Annotated in this window: 14 protein-coding genes; 3 read left to right on the forward strand and 11 right to left on the reverse strand. The window is 71.9% G+C overall.

From position 1 onward, the window contains the following. Window positions 1-110: 110 nt before the first annotated feature. The 3 genes from AB0M82_RS14700 (at window position 111) to AB0M82_RS14710 (ending at window position 2,180) form a co-directional block, all read left to right on the forward strand. Complete coding sequence (locus AB0M82_RS14700) at window positions 111-788, forward strand: sensor histidine kinase (protein ID WP_364721611.1); 678 nt, start codon at window positions 111-113, stop codon at window positions 786-788. A gap of 4 nt (window positions 789-792) precedes the next feature. Continuing rightward, window positions 793-1,443 (forward strand): response regulator transcription factor, encoded by a 651-nt coding sequence (locus AB0M82_RS14705; protein WP_364721613.1) that lies wholly within the window; start codon window positions 793-795, stop codon window positions 1,441-1,443. 110 nt (window positions 1,444-1,553) lie between these two features. Then, complete coding sequence (locus tag AB0M82_RS14710; protein WP_364721615.1) at window positions 1,554-2,180, forward strand: response regulator transcription factor; 627 nt, start codon at window positions 1,554-1,556, stop codon at window positions 2,178-2,180. 73 nt (window positions 2,181-2,253) lie between these two features. On the opposite strand, the gene AB0M82_RS14715 is transcribed toward AB0M82_RS14710, so the two are convergent. The 11 genes from AB0M82_RS14715 to AB0M82_RS14765 form a co-directional block, all read right to left on the reverse strand. Next, window positions 2,254-3,579 carry a hypothetical protein gene (locus AB0M82_RS14715; RefSeq protein WP_364721617.1) on the reverse strand — a complete coding sequence of 442 codons (1,326 nt, stop codon included), beginning with the start codon at window positions 3,577-3,579 and terminating at the stop codon, window positions 2,254-2,256. A 178-nt stretch (window positions 3,580-3,757) separates the two neighbouring features. Beyond that, entirely contained in the window at window positions 3,758-7,828 is a 4,071-nt protein-coding gene (locus tag AB0M82_RS14720; protein ID WP_364721619.1) for a VWA domain-containing protein, read from the reverse strand. 27 nt (window positions 7,829-7,855) lie between these two features. Then, window positions 7,856-8,833 carry a zinc ribbon domain-containing protein gene (locus AB0M82_RS14725; RefSeq protein WP_364721621.1) on the reverse strand — a complete coding sequence of 326 codons (978 nt, stop codon included), beginning with the start codon at window positions 8,831-8,833 and terminating at the stop codon, window positions 7,856-7,858. 3 nt (window positions 8,834-8,836) lie between these two features. Continuing rightward, entirely contained in the window at window positions 8,837-9,376 is a 540-nt protein-coding gene (locus AB0M82_RS14730) for a phage tail protein (RefSeq protein WP_364721623.1), read from the reverse strand. Beyond that, the gene (locus tag AB0M82_RS14735) at window positions 9,373-11,334 is read right to left on the reverse strand and encodes a putative baseplate assembly protein (protein WP_364721625.1); all 1,962 of its coding nucleotides are present in this window, start codon (window positions 11,332-11,334) and stop codon (window positions 9,373-9,375) included. Before AB0M82_RS14735 ends, AB0M82_RS14730 begins: the two co-directional genes overlap by 4 nt. Next, window positions 11,334-11,789 carry a GPW/gp25 family protein gene (locus tag AB0M82_RS14740; protein ID WP_364721627.1) on the reverse strand — a complete coding sequence of 152 codons (456 nt, stop codon included), beginning with the start codon at window positions 11,787-11,789 and terminating at the stop codon, window positions 11,334-11,336. Before AB0M82_RS14740 ends, AB0M82_RS14735 begins: the two co-directional genes overlap by 1 nt. A 1-nt stretch (window position 11,790) precedes the next feature. Continuing rightward, window positions 11,791-12,072 (reverse strand): PAAR domain-containing protein, encoded by a 282-nt coding sequence (locus AB0M82_RS14745; protein ID WP_364721629.1) that lies wholly within the window; start codon window positions 12,070-12,072, stop codon window positions 11,791-11,793. A gap of 12 nt (window positions 12,073-12,084) precedes the next feature. Continuing rightward, window positions 12,085-13,905, reverse strand: coding sequence for a VgrG-related protein (locus tag AB0M82_RS14750; protein ID WP_364721631.1), 1,821 nt, complete (start codon window positions 13,903-13,905; stop codon window positions 12,085-12,087). Beyond that, the gene (locus AB0M82_RS14755; protein WP_364721632.1) at window positions 13,898-14,665 is read right to left on the reverse strand and encodes a LysM peptidoglycan-binding domain-containing protein; all 768 of its coding nucleotides are present in this window, start codon (window positions 14,663-14,665) and stop codon (window positions 13,898-13,900) included. The genes AB0M82_RS14750 and AB0M82_RS14755 overlap by 8 nt, the downstream gene beginning before the upstream one ends. A 2-nt stretch (window positions 14,666-14,667) precedes the next feature. After that, window positions 14,668-15,114 carry a phage tail protein gene (locus AB0M82_RS14760; RefSeq protein ID WP_364721633.1) on the reverse strand — a complete coding sequence of 149 codons (447 nt, stop codon included), beginning with the start codon at window positions 15,112-15,114 and terminating at the stop codon, window positions 14,668-14,670. 11 nt (window positions 15,115-15,125) lie between these two features. Continuing rightward, complete coding sequence (locus tag AB0M82_RS14765; RefSeq protein ID WP_364721635.1) at window positions 15,126-17,936, reverse strand: hypothetical protein; 2,811 nt, start codon at window positions 17,934-17,936, stop codon at window positions 15,126-15,128. Between the last annotated feature and the right edge of the window lie 3 nt (window positions 17,937-17,939).

Below are 17,939 nucleotides of genomic sequence, written 5' to 3' on the forward strand. Positions count from 1 at the left end.
GGGTGACCATCTCGCTACGGGAAACGGACTAGCCGGTTGGGCTACCCGCACGAGAGCTGGTTCCCCCGGTTCGCGAGGGGGCCAGACCATTTCTGCCGGACGGGGAGAAGATGCGCCGGACATTCGTCGTCGCCGACGCCGTTCGTCCTGCCGGGTACGAAGACCGGCTCAAAAGGGTGCTCAACGATCTGCACGACGGCCTCGGGCCGACTCTCGCGGTCGCCGTTCTCGGGCTGCGCGCGGCCCGAGATCTGATGGCCCGTGACCGGCCGGGCGCGGAGCACCTGCTGGCCCGGCTCGAGGACGAGCTCTTCGGCGCGATCACCGATCTGCGCCGCATCGTGGCCGACGCCCGCCCGCCGGCGCTCGACGACGCCGGGCTCGTCCTGGCCGTGCGCCGGTACGCCGAAACGCTCACCGACCGGGTGCCCGCGGAACACGGCCCGCTGCGGGTCGAGGTCGAGGTCCGCGGCGAGCTGCCACCGCTGCCGGCGGAGGTCGAGGTCACCGCGTACCGGATCATCCGCGAGGCGCTCGTGAACGTCGCCCGCCACTCCGGAGCGCGGCACTGCACCGTCCACCTTTGGCCGCTGGACGGCGATCTGCACGTGGAGATCGTCGACGACGGGGTCGGCACCGACGGCGAGGCGCTGCCCACCGTCGGCGGGACCGGGCTGCGCTCGATGCGGGAACGCGCGGGCGACCTCGGCGGTGGCTGCCGGGTCGAGCCGGTTTCCTCCGGCGGCACCCGGATCGCCGCGTGGCTCCCGCTCGCCGCGGGGAAGTGAGGCGATGTTCGGCACCCTGCGTGTCCTCGTGGTGGACGACCATCCGCTGTTCCGGGCGGCGCTTTGCGCGATGATCGACAGCACCGACGGCATGGAGGTCGCCGGTGAGGCCGCCGACGGCCTGACCGCGGTCGCCGACGCGGGCCGGCTGGAACCCGACGTCGTCCTGATGGACCTGAACCTCCCCGACCTCGACGGCATCGAGGCGACGCGGCAGATCGTGAACGCCGCCCCGCACACCGGCGTGCTCATGCTGACCATGTTCGAGAACGAGGCCGCGGTGTTCGCCGCCATGCGCGCGGGCGCCCGCGGCTACCTGCTCAAGGGGGCGCGCAACGAGCAGATCATCCGGGCGGTCCGGGTGATCGGCGACGGCGAGGCCATCTTCAGCCCGGCGATCGCCACCCGGGTGCTGTCCCTCCTGGGCACGGCGACCCCGCGTGACGAGTCGTTCCCGCGGCTCACCCTGCGAGAAAAGGAGATCATGCTGCTCATCGCGCAGGGCATGGGCAACGCGGCGATCGCCGGCCGGCTGGTGCTGAGCCAGAAGACGGTGCGCAACCACGTGTCCCACATCTTCCGCAAACTTCGGGTCACCGACCGCGCCCAGGCCATCGCCAAGGCGAAAGAGGCCGGCATTGCCCGATCGGAGTAACGAAAAGCGGGACATATCGGGACTCGATGTCCCTGTTGGGCTCGCGCCCGCAGCACGATCCTTGGGGTTGGGTTGAGGGAACCCACGTAGTTCGAGGGAGGGCTTCACCGATGCTTACCGACCAGGTCCCGGTGCTGTTGCACGCGACCGACGCCATCACCCACGCGGGCGTCACGACCGCACTGCGGTCACGCCCCGAAATCCGCTTCGCCGACGGGGACTCCGGCGAGCCGGCCGTGGTGCTGGTCATCGTGGAGCGGCTGAACGACGAGGCCCGCCAGCTGCTGCGCAGTCTCCAGTGCGCCAACCACACGGGCATCGTCCTGGTCGCCGGGGAGGTGGAGGACTCGGAACTGCTCGACGTCGTGGGGAGCGGCGTGTCGGCGATCATCCGCCGGGCCGACGCCACCCCCGACACCCTGGTCCGGCTCGTCAAGGCCGCGGCCGTCGGCGAAGGCGCGCTGCCGCCCGACCTGCTCGGCCGCCTGCTGTCCCGGGTGTCCCGGTTGCAGCGGGACGTCCTTCAGCCGAACGGGTGGGACCTCGCCGGGATGTCCCAGCGGGAAACCCGGGTGCTGAGCCTGGTCGCCGAGGGATTCGAGACCAGGGAGATCGCCGACCAGCTCAGCTACTCGGAGCGGACGGTGAAGTCGATCCTGCACGACATCACCAACCGCTTCCAGCTCCGCAACCGCGCCCACGCCGTCGCGTTCGCGATGCGCGAAGGGCTGATCTAGGGCGTATTTCTTGGATCTCGTTCGATGAGAGTCATCGCGAACACGGATCCGAGAAACACGCCCTGGCAACGGTCTACTCGACCCGGCCGGAGAAGGAGACCGACGGGGTGCAGCGACCACGATCTCCCGGGTTCTGGCAGCTGACCGCGAGCACGATCTTCTCCCCCGGCTGGAACCGCCAGGCCTGCAGCCAGTGGTGGTCGAGGTCGCGGAAGTTCGAGAGACCGACCTCCAGCAGGACGCTCTTGGTGCCGCCGGAATCCCGCAGCAGACGCAGGGTTCCGGTGTCACCGCGCGGGTTCTGCAGGATCAGGTCGGTGACCACCAGCGTCTTGTTCGGGTCCGGCAAGGTGTAGGGGAATTCGGCGAACCGGTTCACGTTCGAGTCGATCTTCGCGTCCGCGGCCACCCGGAAGTCCGTCGGCGTCCCGTCGGCGGCGTTCGCGGCGCGGGAGGGGCCGGCCGGGTTGGCGGGGGCGGCCGCGGGACCGGCGCCGTCGCCCGGCGGAGTCAGGCCGACGGCCTTCATCGCCTGCTCGGAGTTCTGCTTGGCCTGGTCCGCGTTCTTCTTCGCCTGATCGGCCCCGGCGCCGGCGTCCTGCGCGGCCTTCACGATCTCCTGGTTCTGCTCCTGGGCGGCCTCACGAGCGGCCGACTTGACCGCGGGCCGCAGCACGGTGAACCACAGCGTCACGATGGCGAGCAGGAGGGCGAGCAGCGCGGCCAGCGCGGGCAGCAGCCACTTCGGGAGCCGCTGCCGCTGCACCATGGTGCCTTCGGTCTTGAGCGGCTCGGCACCCTCGGCGGCGACGAACACCTGGAAGCGGTGCCGGATCGGTTGCCCGCGCAGGAACCGCTTCCGTGGCCGGGCGCGCAGCCGGATGAACGCGGCCCGCCCCGGCGCCAGGTCGACCCGGTTGCGTTCGAGCTCGAAATCCAGCTCGTCCTCCGGGTCGAGCGGGCTCAGCTCCACCGCCACCGGCCGGTTGCCGCGGTTGTCGACGGCGACCTCGAAGTTGGCTTTGGAACTGGCCTCCACCTTGGCCGGGACGATCTCGGCGGTCACGTCGGTGAAGGCGCCGACCTCGACGGTGCCCTCCTCGACCACCGAGCCGGCGGGGTCCTCGCTCGAGAACACCCTGACCCCGAACGGGATCGTCCCGGCGGGGACGTCGGAGGACCGCGGCGGCGCGAACCGCACGGTGACCGTCCCCGTCTCCCCCGGCAGCAGGTTGACCGTGGCCGGTTCCGCGGTGGCCCAGCCACTCGCGTCGCCCACCACGTCGATCGCGAATTGGTCGACGACCTGTCCGGCGTTCCGGATGGTCACCGAGCAGCTCGTCTCCTGGCCCGGTTCCGCGACCAGGCCGGCCTCGGACAGCGTCGCCGTTGCTCCCATGCACGGAAGTCTCCGCGCCCGGCCCCCGCTCCGGCACCAGCGGACGGGTGTGCGGCCGTGCGCCCCTGATTGCCCGTACGGGCAGCGGCCCCCGAATCCCCCTGGGCGCACGGCCGTGAATGTCGCATTGAGCGACTTCAAGTCCCTCAATGTGCCATTCACGGCCTTCGGTGCAAGGTCAGCCGCGGCTGATGAACGGGGGTTGCTGGGTGCGGAGGACGACCAGGATCGGGTTCGACTGGGCCGTCCCGAACTTCGGGCCGATCACCGAGGTCACGGACAGCGTGCGCGGCCCGATCAGGTCGTGGTGGAAGATCAGGAACTGCGCCTGGAATTTCCCGTCCACGCCCACGGTGACCTCCCCCGGTGTCGCGGAGATGCCGGCCGACCAGGCGAGCCGGACCGTCGCGCCCGGCGGGAAGTCCGTGCCCGTCACGCGCGGCACGAAGCCCAGCGTGGCGACCTCCGGATCGACCGTCACCACCGGCTGCCGGATCACCACGCGCGAACTCGCCGTGTTGTCCGCGGCGTTGTTGTCCGGTCCCGTCGTGCCGACCGTGCCTGACACCGGCGCGTCCACCGCGGCCTTGGCCGCCAGCGCGATCCGGACCTCGACCGTCTGGCCCGGCGCCAGCGTCCCGAGCGCGCAGCTGCCGCCACCCGGCACGCAGCCCGGCGCCACCGACGTCGCGGGCAGCTGCGGCGGCAGCTGGGTGACCAGGCGGACGTCCGGCATCGGCGCCCCGGACCCGTTGTGCACCAGGAAGGTCAGCACGACGTCGTCCCCGCCGACGAACAGCGGCACCGCCGACACCGACATCCCCACCGACAACGACCCCGGCGTGACCGGGGGCACCGGCTTCTCGGCGACGGTGACGACCGCCGTGGCGGAGTTGTCCCGCGCGTCGGCGTCCTGGCCCGCCGTGGTGACCGTGCCGGTCGCGGCCTGCGGCCCCGCCACCAGGCCGGTGGCGCTGAACCGCACCCGCGCCTGGTCACCCGGCGCGAGCGCGCCGAAGCCGCAGACCAGGTCCGGCGTGCACGTGCCCTTGGTCGTGATGGGCGCCTGCGGCCGCAGCCCGGCGGTCAGCCGGACGAACAGCCCGACCGCCGGTGAGGCGGTGGCCCCGTGGTTGGTGACCACGAACTCGAACGTCGTGAGCCCGTTGAACGGGATCGCGGCCGGGACGGCGGTGGCGGTCACGGCGATGTCCGCGGTCCGCTGGAACGCCGGTTGCGAAGCCCCGCCGGGGCCGGCGATCAGGAGCGCGGGCGCGCCACCGGCCGCGGGCACGACCTGGATGCCCGGCCGGGATTCGCCGGGCGAGCTGTCGAAGGCGACCAGCGCGCCGTCCGGCGACCAGGCCGGGTTGTCCACCCAGCCGGCGTTCTGCACCAGTACCCGCCCGGGACCGCCGTCGGCGGCCGCCGCGCAGATCAGCCTGTTGTCGTTCTGGAACGCGAGCGTGGCGCCGTCCGGCGAAACGTCCGCCGAGCCCTGCCTGCCGGTGCCGCACGGCGAGCCGAACAGCGGCGAGAGGTCCCGCTGGGTTCCGGCGACCACGCTGTCCGGCCCCGGGACGAGCGAGACCTGCCACAGCTCCCGCCGGGACTCCCCGCCCGGGTCGACCGCCATCACCGCGGTCTCGGTGGCGGTGCCGTTCGCCCCGGTCGCGGTGCAGGTCACCGCGGTGGAACCGACCGGGAACAAGCTGCCGGACGACGGCGCGCAGTTCACCGGAACCGGGGATTTGCCACCCTCCACGTCCGCGTTGTACTCGAATGCCGTCGCCGGGTACTCGATCACCGTCGGGGCTGTCCCGGCTACTGTCTTGTCGTGCACGGTGATCAGCGGCAGCCGCGGATCCTTGACGCGCACGGTCACGTCCTCGGTGTAGCCGGGCCGCACGGTTTCCTCGCCGTTGATGCGGAACTCGACGCGGCAGCGCAGGAACGCGCCGATCGGGGCCGTCGGCGACACGGTCGCGATCTCGGTGAAGTTCGCGTTGGTGCCACTCGGAACCTGTTGTCCGCCGTTCGGCGAGAACGTCAGTGTCAGGCCTGGGTCGCAGAACGGGACCGGCTGCACGGTCACCGGCAGATCGTGGATGCCCTTCTTGATCGCCGCGACGATGCCCGCCGGATCGGTGAACGGCGTGAGCACACCTCCCGCGGCGACGGCAGTGGCCTGGTGGCGCCCGTCGAGGCCGTCGCCGCTGCGCGTCACGACCGGCACCGCGATGACCTGGATCTTCTCGCCCGCGAGCTCACCGGCGATCGTGGCGACGTTCGGCGGCTGCGGCGGCACGTTGGGGTCGGCCGGATGCTGGTCGTCGTGACTGCTCGCGTCCCCGATGACGACGACGATCTTGCTGCTGTTCGGCCGGAAATGGACGGCGTTCTCCTTGGCGATCCTGTGCAGTGCGATCAGCCAGTCCTCGGGGGTGTCGCCGCCCCCGCTCGCGATGACGTTGCCGAACGCCGTGTTCAGGTCGGCGACGGTGCCCGTCGGCTGCTGCCACACGAAGAAGTCGCGCGGGATCACCGGCTGCTGCGGGATCGGCTTGTCGGCGTTGTCGCCGTAGACCGCGATGGCGAAGTTCGCGTCCTTCTGTTCGTTCTGGACGTCGGTGATGATGCCGGGCAACCCTTTCTTGACCTCTTCGAGCGCACCGGGGTGCTCGGGGTCCGCGCTGCCCATCGACGCGGTGTGGTCCATCAGGATGACGATGTCCGGGTTCGAGGGAACCTGGTCGGTCTGCACGGTCTTGTTGATGAATTCCTGCCTGCCCTGCCCCGCCGGGATGTCCACCACCGACGGGTCCACTCTGGACGGTCCCGGCGGTGCGACCCGGGTGGCCGCACGCGTCAACGTGATCTTCGTGCCGTCCACGGACCACACCGGCTGTGTGTCGTTTCCTCGCAGGTGCGCCGGGATCGGGATGTCGCCGAGGATCCGGCCGTCCGCGACCCGCGTGATCCGGACGAAGTCCTGTCTGCTCTCACTCCCGAACGTGGTGTTGGTGAACGCGATCATCGTGGCGTCCGGCGACCACGCCGGGTGCTGCTCGTGCTTGGTTCTGTCCACCACGCCGGTCAACGACCGCGGCGCGCTGCCGTCGGAGTTCGCGAGGACGATCTGGGAGGCCGAGGACTCGCCGGGACCGAACTCCGTGTACGCCAGCAACGTGCCGTCCGCGGAGAACGCGGGATCGGCCTCGTCGGCGCCGGGCCGGTTCGTGATGTCGCGACGATCGCCGCCGGTCGCGTCGGCGCTCCAGATGTCGGTGGTGTCGTCCGACCGCAGCTCGGTGAACACCGGCTGACCGTTCGGGCGGAACGCCGGTTCGGTCTCGCCGACGCCGGGCAGCGCGGAGACGACCGAAATCCGGCCACCGGCGATCTGCTTGACGTCGCCGAGCGGGTCCGGCGCGTGCGTCGTGAACGCCAGCCGGCCGCCATCGCGCGACCAGGCGGGCTCGGACGAGTCCCCGGGATCGGGAACCGCGCGGGTGACCGCGCCACCGGTCTCGGCCATCAGCACCACGTCGCCTGCCGGGTGGAAGCGCGTCGTGGTGAACGCGATCCGCGCCGGGCCCCACGCGGGCTGGGTGTCCGCGGCGGGGTCCGCGGTCAGGCGCGTGGGCACCCCGCCGCCGGCCGGGACGGTGTAGATGTCCCCGGCCGGGTCGTCGCGGGTGCTGCTGAACACGAGCCGGGTGCCGTCGGGCGACCAGCTCGGCGAGTCGTCCGCGGCCGGTCCCGACGTCACCTGCCGCAGGCCGCGGCCGTCCACGCCGATCACGAAGAGCTTCCTGCTGCCGGTGCGTTCCGAGGCGAAGGCGACCGAACGGCCGTCCGGAGACAGTGCCGGATGGATGTCGACGGTTTCGTCGTTGGTCAGCTGCACCGGAGCCTTGGCGTCGTCACGCAAGGAGAAGATCTCGCCGTCACGCTCGGCGCCACCGGCCGTCGCGGCCCGATGACTCACCCACACCAGGCCTCCGGTGCCTGCGGACGCGTCGGAGTCGACGCTCCCGATGCCGCCCGGCAGCGCCGCCCCGGCGCCTTCCCCGGTCGCCTGGAACAGGCCCGTGGTGGCCGCGCTGACGTACCCGACGCGGTACGGCGCGGCGGGCGGCGCCGGTGCGGGCCCCTGCGCCGCGGTCGGCGAGAGCGCCCCGCTGATCGCCCAGCCGCCCAGCAGCGCGACGACCGCGATGCCCGCCACCGCTCGGTTCGCGCGCATGGTCAGTCCTTCCCGAACTTCGGTGACTCAGCCGGCCTCGAACAGCTCGATCTCGGAGATCGCGACGTCCGTGCCGTTGAGCGAGCGATGCAGCCCGACCACGTGCAGCTCGACGCTGGTCGCGCCTTCGCTGTTCTCGATCGGGACTTCCTGGGCGTCCGGCGTGTCCGCCAGCGCCATGTCGAAGGTCTTGCCGGTGGAGAACACCAGATGCAGCTTCTGCGGCCGGTGCGTGGACTGGAGGTCGGCGGCGTTGCCGGCGTACACGATCGCCTTCCGCAGGTCCGCCGGGTGATCGAAGGTGAACACCAGCGCGGGCTCCCGGTCGACCGGGGCCGCCCAGAAGGTGTTCTTGGCGTTGTCGGCGACCAGCGGCGCCGGATGCCCGGCCGACTGCCCGGTCGCCGTCACCTTGATCGGGTGCACCGGGTTCAGCTTGGCCTCGAACACCCCGGTGACCTGGCTCCACAGCCCGGTGGCCGCGGTGTTGATCGCGCCCCGGAACGGCTGGTACAGCGCGTAGATCAGCGCCGAGAGCACCAGGGCCACCGCGATCGCCCGGCGGATCAGCTTGCCGGCGGTCCGCCGCGCGGCCCCGGCCCGCCCGGCCCGGCGGCGGACGCCGTCCTTGCCCGGCCGCGCGCCCGCCTGGTGTTCCTTCGGCTTGCGGCCGAACAGCCGGCGCCACCAGGACGTCTTCACGACCTGCGACTCGGCCAGCGACTCGCCGCACCGGCTGCAGAAGTTGCGGGTGGGCGCGTTGCCCTTGCCGCACTTGCCGCAGATCAGGTCGCCGGGGTTGAGGACCTCCTCTTCGAGGACCTGTTGCCGCGGCGACCGGACCGGGGCGAGCGGCTCGGCCGGCTGCACCACCTGGTGCTGGGCGACCGGCTGCTGCCGCACGGCCACCGGCTTGTCGTCGTCCCACTTCAGGTACTGGCCGCATTCGCCGCAGAACTCGACCTCGGCGGGACCCTGGTGCCCGCACTCCGCGTAGATGACCATCCGCTACCCCTCCAGCACTTCCACCGCGACCCGCACATGGGCGGGCACCGCGTCCACGACCGTCGCCGTCAGCCGCCGGATGTCGATCCGGGCCGGATCGGGCACGCGCACGCGCACCTGCACCCAGGGCGGCCCCGGATCCGGCAGCGGCGCGCCCGGCTGCGGCGACTCGACGACACCACCGCTGTCGGTCACTTCGACCGCGCCACCGGTCAACAGCCCCACGTGCTCGGCGAGCCCGCGCCGGGTGCCGCGCCACCGGTGCAGCTCGACCGACCGCGTCACCAGCTGCCGCAGCTGCGCCGGGCTCCAGCTCTCGTCGACGCGCAGCGCGACCCAGTGCGCCAGCCAGCCGACGAAGTCTTCGGGCGCCAGGCCCGGGTCGAGGTAGCCCGTGAAGTTGTCCAACGTGGCGATGACCGGCGCGATGACCTCGTCGAGTGCGCCGGTGAAGCCCTGCACGAACCGGTCCTCGGCGTAGACCGCGGGCAGTTGCTCGCCGATCGGGTGCGGGCTCGGCAGCCCGGCGACGCCCGCCCTCATGCGCCGGCCTCCCGGACCCGGACCTGGTGCCCGAACGAGAACGCGAGCGCGTTGGACGGCAGGTCGAGCCGGTCGACCTGGTCGCCGCGTTCGCGCGTGATCGGGTTCGCGGCGAAAAGGCGCACGTCCTCCACCAGCTCGACGCCGGGAAGCCGTTGCAGCACCGCGAAGACCTCGCCCGACTGCACCGGACGACCGAACGGCCAGCCGTCGCCGTCCGGACCGCCGCTGAGCGGGTTGAAGTAGTCGTACAGGGCCTGGGTCGCCCGCGCGCCGAGCGTGCCCGCCGTCGTCCGGCGCCGGGCGCGCAGCCGCGCGACCACCGTGACACCCTGGTAGAACGGCGGTTCCACGGACACGAGCGCGCCGACGCAGCGTCGTTCGTCGAGGTACCGCTCGATCCGGCCGCGCATGCCCGGATCGAGCATCAGGGTCGCGAAGGCGAGCTCGCCGCTGTCGGGCACCGCGGGCACGACCAGGACCCGGATCGCGCCGGTCTCACGGCCGTCCGCGCCGTGCGCCGGGATGCAGCGCACGCGAGCCGCTTCCGGCGCCGCTTCGCGGGCGAGCTGTTCGTAGTCCTCGGCGGTGATCGCGCGATCGCGGGTGCGCAGCAGCAGCGGACCCCGCACCGCCGCGTCGCGCACCGACTCGCCGTCCACCCCGCCGATCGCGGGCCGCCGGTTCACCACGCTGCTGACGAACGGGATCGGATCCCGTTGCACCTCGAGGACCTCGCGGGCGACGTTGCCGCGCCGCCCGCCGCCGGAGGAGTATTCGGGCACCCGGATCGCGGCGGCCTTGGCCGGCACCGCGCCGTAGTACCGGACGCCGCCCTCGGGCTGGCGCACCGCGGGGCCGAACGCGACCTCGCCGGCGACGCGGTCGAACAGCACGTGCCGGTCGTCCGGTCCGGAGTCGGCGAACGAACGCACCTCGGTCCACTGCTGCCAGCCGTCGGGCCCGGAGACCTCCACGACCAGTTCGCCGTCCCCGGCGACGACCGGGCGGCGACCGAGCGGGAACCGCTGGCCGGGCGTGCCCTCCGACGTCCCGACGATCTCGTTGCGGATGACCTCGGCGTGCACCGCGCCGACCGTGCCGCCGATGGTCGAGGCCTCGACCGAGTGCAGGCGCGGCGAGCGCTGGAAGAACGGCTGGTTCACCTTGGCCTCGATCAGGCGGCAGCGCACCCAGCCGGCCCGCTGGCGCGCGAGCACCGACATCGTGTGCCCGTCCGGGACGTGCACGACGATGTCCCCGGCCCGGTTGAACGCGCCGGTGCTGTCCCGGTCGACCTCGCACGCCGCCCAGCCGGTGCCGTCCCAGGCCTCCCACAGCCACGGCGGGTCGCGCGGGTCGACGCCCTGGCCCTCGACCTCGCAGTTCATCCGCAACAGCACCGCGCAGCCGGGGACGGCGTCCGACAGCCCGAAGTGGATCGCGTCGCCGGGCGCCGGGGTCTCGGCGAAGGCCGCGGGACCGCCGCCGACGAGCAGTTCGTCGGTGCGGTCGACCGGCGGCAGGCCGGTGTCGGACGTGCTGGTCGCCAGGTGCGCGAGCGAGCACGGCACGATGTTCAGCGTCCGCTCCACGGTGAACACCACGGGGTCCTCGACCTCGTTGCGCACGCTCGCGACCTGCTTGCCTTCCGCGACGACCACCGGGACGTCCCGGGCGGCCGAGAGCCAGAACGTCACGTCGGCGCGCGCCGCGGCGGGCGGGAACAGGCGGACCCCGATCAGGTCGAGGAAGCGCAGGTAGTGCAGGTCGGGCACCCGGTTGAGCCGGTAGAGCAGCTGGTCGACCATCTGCGCGAACGTCTCGATCAGCGTGACGCCGGGGTCGGAGACGTTGTGGTCCGTCCACTCCGGACAGTTGCGCTGGACGAGGTACTTGGCTTCGTCGACCAGGTCCTGGAACCGGCGGTCGTCGAGGTTGGGCATGGGCAGTGACATCACGCACCTTCCTCGGTGGACTCGTGCGGCGGGATGACGTAGAACGGGAAGACGAGGTTGCGCGGGTCGTTCGTGCCGCGCAGGGTGTACTTGATGTCGATCAGCAGGGTCCCCCGGTCGGCCTCGGCGAAACTGACCACGACGTCGGTGAGTGTGATGCGTGGTTCCCAGCGCTCCAGCGAAGCCCGCACCTCGTAGGCGATCTGCCCGGCGGTCGCCGAATCGGCCGGCGCGAACACGAGGTCGTGCACCGCGCAGCCGAACTCGGGGCGCATCGGACGTTCCCCCGGCGCGGTCGCCAGGATCAGCCGGATGCTCTCGACGATCTCGCGCTCGCCGCCGACCAGCGCGATCGAGCCGGTCGCGTCGGTGTGCAGCGGGAACGCCAGACCCCGGCCGAGGAAGTCTTTCCCGGTCGCGTTTGTCCCTGTCGCGTTTTTCCCTGGCACTGTCACGTCAGCCTCCGATCATGACGGTCGGGCAGCCCATGACGATCGGCGCGCCGCACGCGGCCATGTCACCCATGCGCGCGGCGGGCAGCCCGCCGAGCAGCACCGTCGGGCAGCCCGGCGGCGCGACCGGCGTCGGCGGGTGCACCGCCGGCGGCGGGAACGAGCAGGTGTGCAGTGTCCCGACGGTGGCGGCGGGCATTCCGCCGATGAGCACGGTCGGCACGCCGGGCCCGGCGATGACGCCCGGGTGCCCGGTCGGATCGCCGACCCTCGCGGCTGGTGGCATGCGCACTCCCCGTCAGTTGATCTTGACCAGGCTGCCGCGCACGGTGACCACACCGCTCGCGCTCAGCTCCGTCTGCCCTTGCCCGGCGACCGAAACCGTGGCGCCCTCGACCTTCACGCCGGCGGTGCCGTTCAGCTTGAGCTGCGTGCCGGCTTCCACACTCGCGTCGGTCTGGGACTTCACGGTCACCTTCTGGCCCTTGAGCTCCAGTGGCCCGGTCCCGGCGTCGATGCTCACGCCGTTCTGCGCCTTGACCGTGACGCTCTTGCCGCTGGTCACCTCGATGACCTGGTTCTTCTGGTCGATCTTGACCACGAACTTCGCGTCGCCGGAGGACAGGATGATCCCGTCGTCCTCGGCGAACTCCAGCTTGTGGCCCTTCCGCGAGACGAAGCCCCGGACGGTGACCTCCCCGCTGTTGCCGTCGACGACGGGCTTGGTGAACTTCGGCGCGGGGTCCTTGGGGTTGTGCAGCCCGCCGAGCACGTAGGGCGCTTCGAAGTCGCCGTGTTCGAAACCCACCAGGACTTCGTCGCCGACCTCGGGCAGCACCATCGCGCCCCGGTCCTTGCCCGCGCCGGGCTGGACCGTGCGCGCCCAGGTGCTGGAGAAGTCCCTGTCCAGCCACGGAAACGCGAGCTTGACGCGGCCGAGATTCGCCGGGTCCTTGAGGTCGGTCACCTGCGCGGGAACGACACCCGGCCACGACGAGCTCTTCGCCCCGCCCGCGACCAGGCCGTAGAGCGAGCGTTCCTGCCGGCCGGACACGGTGAACTCGGTGGTGTAGCCGACCTCGGCGTTGAACAGGTGCCGCGTGCTGGTCAGCGTGTACTTGCCCGAGAACGGCTGGCCGACGCCGGTGAGCGTGACAGCGGCGCCCGCGCGCAGCTTCGGGTTGCCCTTCGCGACGCCGTCGAGTTCGGTGCAGGCGCTGCCGAACCGATCGGCCCGCGCCTTCGCGGTCGCGTCCGCCTCGCCCTGGGCGCGCCGGGGCGAGGCCGCGTCGAGGAACGGTGGGCTCGCGAACTTCCCGGCCAGCGCCACCGGGTCGACGCCCGGCACGTCCGTGCCCGCGTTCTTCGGCGTCGCGGTGGCGGTGATCGCCTGCTTGTTCTCGTAGTCCCAGCCGTTGACCCGCACCTCGGGGACCTGCTCGGCCGCGGTGACGCTGGCGCGCAGGCTGACCAGCGTCCCGTGTGCCTCGAGGACGAGCGGGTCGGCGGTCGCCTTCGTGGTGGTCGAGGGCGCGCCGGACGGCTTCTCCGGGAGTTCGAAGTTCAGCTTCCCGTCGCGGACGGCGATCTGCGCGCCCACCGCGTCGGCCAGCCGGGAGAGGAAGTCCCAGTCGCTGACGTTGTCCTGGCTCAGCTGGGTGTTCGGGCGGCCGCCGAAGCCCTTGACGTTGTCGATCTTCCCGGCCGGGATGTTCGCTCGCTGGGCGACCTTGCGCACGACGTCCGCGATCGTCATGTTCGGGTACGCCGCGACCCGGCGGCCGCGGAACAGCCGGTGCGCGTGGTCGTACCCGCGGACCTCGGTGAACGTGCCGTGCGGATCCAGGTCGATGGCGACCGCGGTGACCTCGCCCGAGAGCAGGTCCTGCGGGCCTTCCGGGTCGGACGTCTGGACCTTCAGCCTGATCTTCGCCCCGACCTTGAACTTGCCCTTGTCCAGCACGACGGATCCAGGGTCGCGGAAGCGCAGCACGAACGTGTCGGGCAGGTTCCGGCTGTCGTCGACGTAGGCGTAGCTGAGCATCACCTTGACGTCGTCGGGCAGCGCGGTGCCCTCGACCTCGACCATCAGCGTGTTCGTGAAGGTCTCGTTAGCCATTGAGCTCCTCCAGCGCGGGCACCAGGAGCCGGGTGCCGGGCCGCAGCCGCATCGGGTCGTCGATGTCGTTGGCGTCGGCGATCTCGCGCCACTTCCCGGCGTCGCCGTAGGCGCGGAACGCCACCGACGGCAGCGAATCCCCGGCGACGAGCACGTGCGTGTCCCGGGCCGCGAGCGCGCCGGACGTCGGGTTCTGGCCGCCCAGCTCGCCCGAGATCTCCTCCAGGTTCACCGTGCAGACCGCGCGCACCGGCGTCCCCGACGGCGTGAACAGCGTGTACTTCGCCGTGACGCTGGCGACGTAGGCGGGGAAGCCGGTCATCCCGCCCCACTTGAAGATCACCCACGGCGGCGAGGGTTTGCGGTGCTGGCGGCTGTCCTCGGTGGCCACGCAGCAGGTGAACAGCTGCTCGACCTTCTTGACGACGGCGTCGTCCATCTTGTCGGTGGCGTCGAGGAACATCTCCAGCGCGAGCTTGGCCGGGTCGGATCCCTTGAACTGCGGAGGCGCGCTCTTCTTGGCGTTGGGCTGCGCGTCGCGGCCCCACTTGGCGTTCTTGCTGAGCGAGAGCTCCTTGGGGTTGAACTGGAACTTGATGTCGAACATCTTCTCGCCGGGCGGCTGCCCGGTCCCGCCGGACTGCGGCGGCTTCCGGACCTCCAGCAGCGCGCGCTGCAGGTTGTTCGGCGCCGGTTCGCCGGAGCCGTAGGCGGCCGGGGGCTGGGACCCGGCCGAGGTGAACGTGACGGGAGAGGACATGGCTAGCCCTTCTTCGCCGGGCTGAGGAAGCCGTGGTGGGCCAGTTCGAGCGTCTCGGTGGCGACCTTGGGCGAGTCGGGCGAGAGCTGCGGCCCGCTCCAGCGCACCGGGACGACGCCTTCCAGCGCCCAGCTGGCGATCACGGTGCCTTCGAGGGTGCGAGCCTCGATCGTGGCGGTCTTGCGCTCGACGCCGCCCGCCAGGCTGGCGAACCACTTGGTGATCTGCGAGCTGGCCGCGGTGACCGGGCGGGACAGCTTGATGTTCGAGTACTTGATCCGGGTCGGCAGTTGCCAGACCATGCCGTTGTTGCCGCCCTCTTCCCGCTGCTCCATCACGAACTCACAGCCCAGCCCGTCGCAGCTGGAGAACACGCCGAGGTTGCCGAGGTTCTTGTCGTCCAGCTTGACGACGTAGCACACGGCGACGGCCTCTTCGGTGTCCGGCATCGGCTTCTCCTTCAGTGCGGGCGGTCGGTGAGCGCGCCGCGGCGCTCACGGTCGAGACGGAGTTCGGTTTTCAGCCGCCGCAGCAGCGGGTCGAACAGTTTCTTGACGAGCTCCTCGGTTTCCGGCGGCGGTGCCGCCGGTGGTGGCGCCGGCGCCGGGGTCTCCAGTACCACCGGCGCCGGGGCGGGCGCCGGGGGTTCCGGCTCCCGTTGGACGATCGGGGCCTCCACCTGCCGTGCGACGACGACCGGCGGGAGGTTCAGCGTGAGAGCTTCGCTGTGGGGTGCCGACCCGTCGGCGGATCGCTGAACCACGGACGGGAAGTCCACTGTGGATGGCCGGCCCTGGACGGCGGTTCTCGCGACCGGCAGTGGTTCGGCGACCGGCGGTTCCGGACTGTCGACGCCGCGCGCGACCGGGAGTGATGCTCGCCGGAACGCCGGCGCTGGGGCGGCCACTGGCAGCGACGTCGGTGTCTCGAGCGCCCGGAAAACCGTCAGGGTGGGCGCGCTTTCGGTGTGGCGCACCGGGCCGGTCGCCAGCGGTGGGATCGTCGGCGCCGGGGCTTCGATAGTCCGCGCCACCGGCAGCGGCGCGGCGGGTATCGCGCGTCCGAGGTCAGTCGACGGCGGCCCAGCGATGCGCCCCAATGTGGCGTTGGGTGCGTCTGACGCACCGAACGCCACATTGGGTGCGTTGGCCCCAAGCGTCAACCAGCTTTCGGCGCGTGACACTGGTGGACCTTCGATGCCCCGAACCACGGGAAGTGTCGGGGTCTCGACGGCTCGCGCCACCAGAAGCGGCGAGTCCTCTCTGGCCCGCGCCCCCGGGAGCGTGGGGGTCTCGATTGTTCGCGTCAGGGGAAGGGCAGCGCCCTCGGCTGACCCCGCCACCGGGGCAGGCGAATCCCCCACCGGCCGCGCGATGGGGAGTGCCGGTGTTTCGACCGGCCGTGTCGTCGGAAGCGGAGACTTCTCGAGGCTCCGCGCCACCGGAAGTGCCGGGATCTCGGCCGGTCGCATCGCCGAAAGCGGTGAATCCTCGAGGCTCCGCGCCACCGGAAGTGCCGGGATCTCGGCCGGTCGCATCGCCGAAAGCGGAGAATCCTCGAGGCTCCGCGCCACCGGAAGTGCCGGGATCTCGGCCGGTCGCATCGCCGAAAGCGGAGAATCCTCGACGGCTCGTGCCACCGGGAGCGCCGGGATCTCGACCGGCCGCGTCGCTTGAAGCGGTGACTCCTCCGCCGCTCGTGCCGCCGTAAGTGCCCGGGTCTCGACCGCCCGGGTCAGGGGAAGCGAAGCGCCCTCCGCCGATCCGGCCACCGGGGCAGGCGAGTCCTCCACCGGGCGCGCCTGGGTTTGGATCGTCCGTGTCAGCGGAAGCGGAGCACCAGCCGATCCAGCCACCGGGCCGGGCGAGTCCTCGACCGCCCGCGCCACCGTAAGTGCCGGGATCTCGATCGACCGGGTCAGGGAAAGCGGTACGCCCGCCGGCGGGCCAGGCGAGTCCTCGACAGCCCGCACCACCGGGCCAGGCGAGCCTTCGACGGCGCGAGTCACCGAAAGCGCCGGGCTTTCGACGGCCCGAGTCGGCAAGGATGGCAAGTCGGCCCGCGCCGCCGGAAGCCGCGGCGTCTCGACGGCTCGCGCCACCGGCAAGGGCGGTGCCGGTGGCGAAGAAACGCTCGTCGAGCCGCCCGGCGGTCCGGGCGGCTCCGTGGTCCCGGACCGGATCTCCGGGGTGTCGAGCGGACGGAAGGTGTTCACCGGCGACGACCGCGACGACGTGACCGCCGGCGGCTCCGGCACCGATTCGGCCACCCGCGAAACCGTCACCTCTCCCGGCGTGGCGGCGTCCGGAACCGGTGACCGGGACGGTGGCGATTCGGGCGCGGAACGCCGGACCGCCGTCGGCAGGCCGGGCGACGGGGTGTCCGCGAGCCGAGACACCGCGACCTGATCGGGCGCCTCGTCGGCCGGGAGGACCGTGGGCTCGACCGCTCCGGCCAGCGGCGCGTCGGCCGGTGGGGACATGCTGCCGGAACCGGGCAGGATCGGCGCGCCGAGTCCGAGCCGTCGCGGCGACGCCTGCTCGGTCCGCTGGACGACCGGCAGCACCGGTCGCTCCGGTCGCCCCGGTTCGGAGGAAGACCCAAGGGACGCCGGTTCCGGAGCCTGAATCGTCGTCACGGGACCGGGCTCGGCCAAGGGCAGCTCCTCGGCCGCCGCAGTGTCCACAGTGTTCATATCGGACGGTTCGGCCGCGGGTTCCGGGAGCGCCTGGACCGTGCGCACCGGCGGGCTCGCCGGGATCACCGCGGCCCTCGTCAACGGCGGCACGACCTCGCGCGACGCGACGACCGGCAACACCAGCGAAGGCGGCGGCGCCGGCTCCTCAGGCAGCGGCTGGACGGCTTCCGCGGCGGGAGCCGGACCCGGGTCCGGACCAGCTGCGGGTTCACGCTGCACCGAGGTCTCCCACAGCCGGGACAGCCCGCTTCGCTTGCGGGTCTCCCGCTGCACCACCGGCATGGCCGGCGCGGGCGTCTCCAGGGTCCGGGGCTGGGCGAGGTCACCGATGACACCGGCGGGTTCCTCCGGGCCGACCCGGTGACCGAGCGGCTCCAGGTAGCCGGGGCTCTGCCAGGACGTCAGCGAAGAACTGAACCGCCGCACCGGGTTGACCAGCGGGTGCTCGGCGACGACGCGCTGGATCGGCGGCACGCTCCGCCATTCCGCGCGGGTCACCGGCAGTGCCGCCGGGGCGGGCGCGGGCGCCGCGGGTTGCCGGGGCGAGCTCGTCTCCTTCCTGCTCCACCACATTTC

The sequence above is a fragment of the Amycolatopsis sp. NPDC051128 genome, from assembly GCF_040682715.1.
Taxonomy (GTDB): Bacteria; Actinomycetota; Actinomycetes; order Mycobacteriales; family Pseudonocardiaceae; genus Amycolatopsis.

Coding starts and splice junctions, on each gene's coding strand:
- AB0M82_RS14725 (WP_364721621.1), bottom strand. CDS start 8,833: ATGGTCATCTACGCGGAGTGCGGGCACCAGGGTCCCGCCGAGGTCGAG.
- AB0M82_RS14755 (WP_364721632.1), bottom strand. CDS start 14,665: ATGTCCTCTCCCGTCACGTTCACCTCGGCCGGGTCCCAGCCCCCGGCC.
- AB0M82_RS14720 (WP_364721619.1), bottom strand. CDS start 7,828: ATGCGCGCGAACCGAGCGGTGGCGGGCATCGCGGTCGTCGCGCTGCTG.
- AB0M82_RS14700 (WP_364721611.1), top strand. CDS start 111: ATGCGCCGGACATTCGTCGTCGCCGACGCCGTTCGTCCTGCCGGGTAC.
- AB0M82_RS14715 (WP_364721617.1), bottom strand. CDS start 3,579: ATGGGAGCAACGGCGACGCTGTCCGAGGCCGGCCTGGTCGCGGAACCG.
- AB0M82_RS14710 (WP_364721615.1), top strand. CDS start 1,554: ATGCTTACCGACCAGGTCCCGGTGCTGTTGCACGCGACCGACGCCATC.
- AB0M82_RS14705 (WP_364721613.1), top strand. CDS start 793: ATGTTCGGCACCCTGCGTGTCCTCGTGGTGGACGACCATCCGCTGTTC.
- AB0M82_RS14735 (WP_364721625.1), bottom strand. CDS start 11,334: ATGTCACTGCCCATGCCCAACCTCGACGACCGCCGGTTCCAGGACCTG.
- AB0M82_RS14765 (WP_364721635.1), bottom strand. CDS start 17,936: ATGTGGTGGAGCAGGAAGGAGACGAGCTCGCCCCGGCAACCCGCGGCG.
- AB0M82_RS14745 (WP_364721629.1), bottom strand. CDS start 12,072: ATGCCACCAGCCGCGAGGGTCGGCGATCCGACCGGGCACCCGGGCGTC.
- AB0M82_RS14750 (WP_364721631.1), bottom strand. CDS start 13,905: ATGGCTAACGAGACCTTCACGAACACGCTGATGGTCGAGGTCGAGGGC.
- AB0M82_RS14730 (WP_364721623.1), bottom strand. CDS start 9,376: ATGAGGGCGGGCGTCGCCGGGCTGCCGAGCCCGCACCCGATCGGCGAG.
- AB0M82_RS14760 (WP_364721633.1), bottom strand. CDS start 15,114: ATGCCGGACACCGAAGAGGCCGTCGCCGTGTGCTACGTCGTCAAGCTG.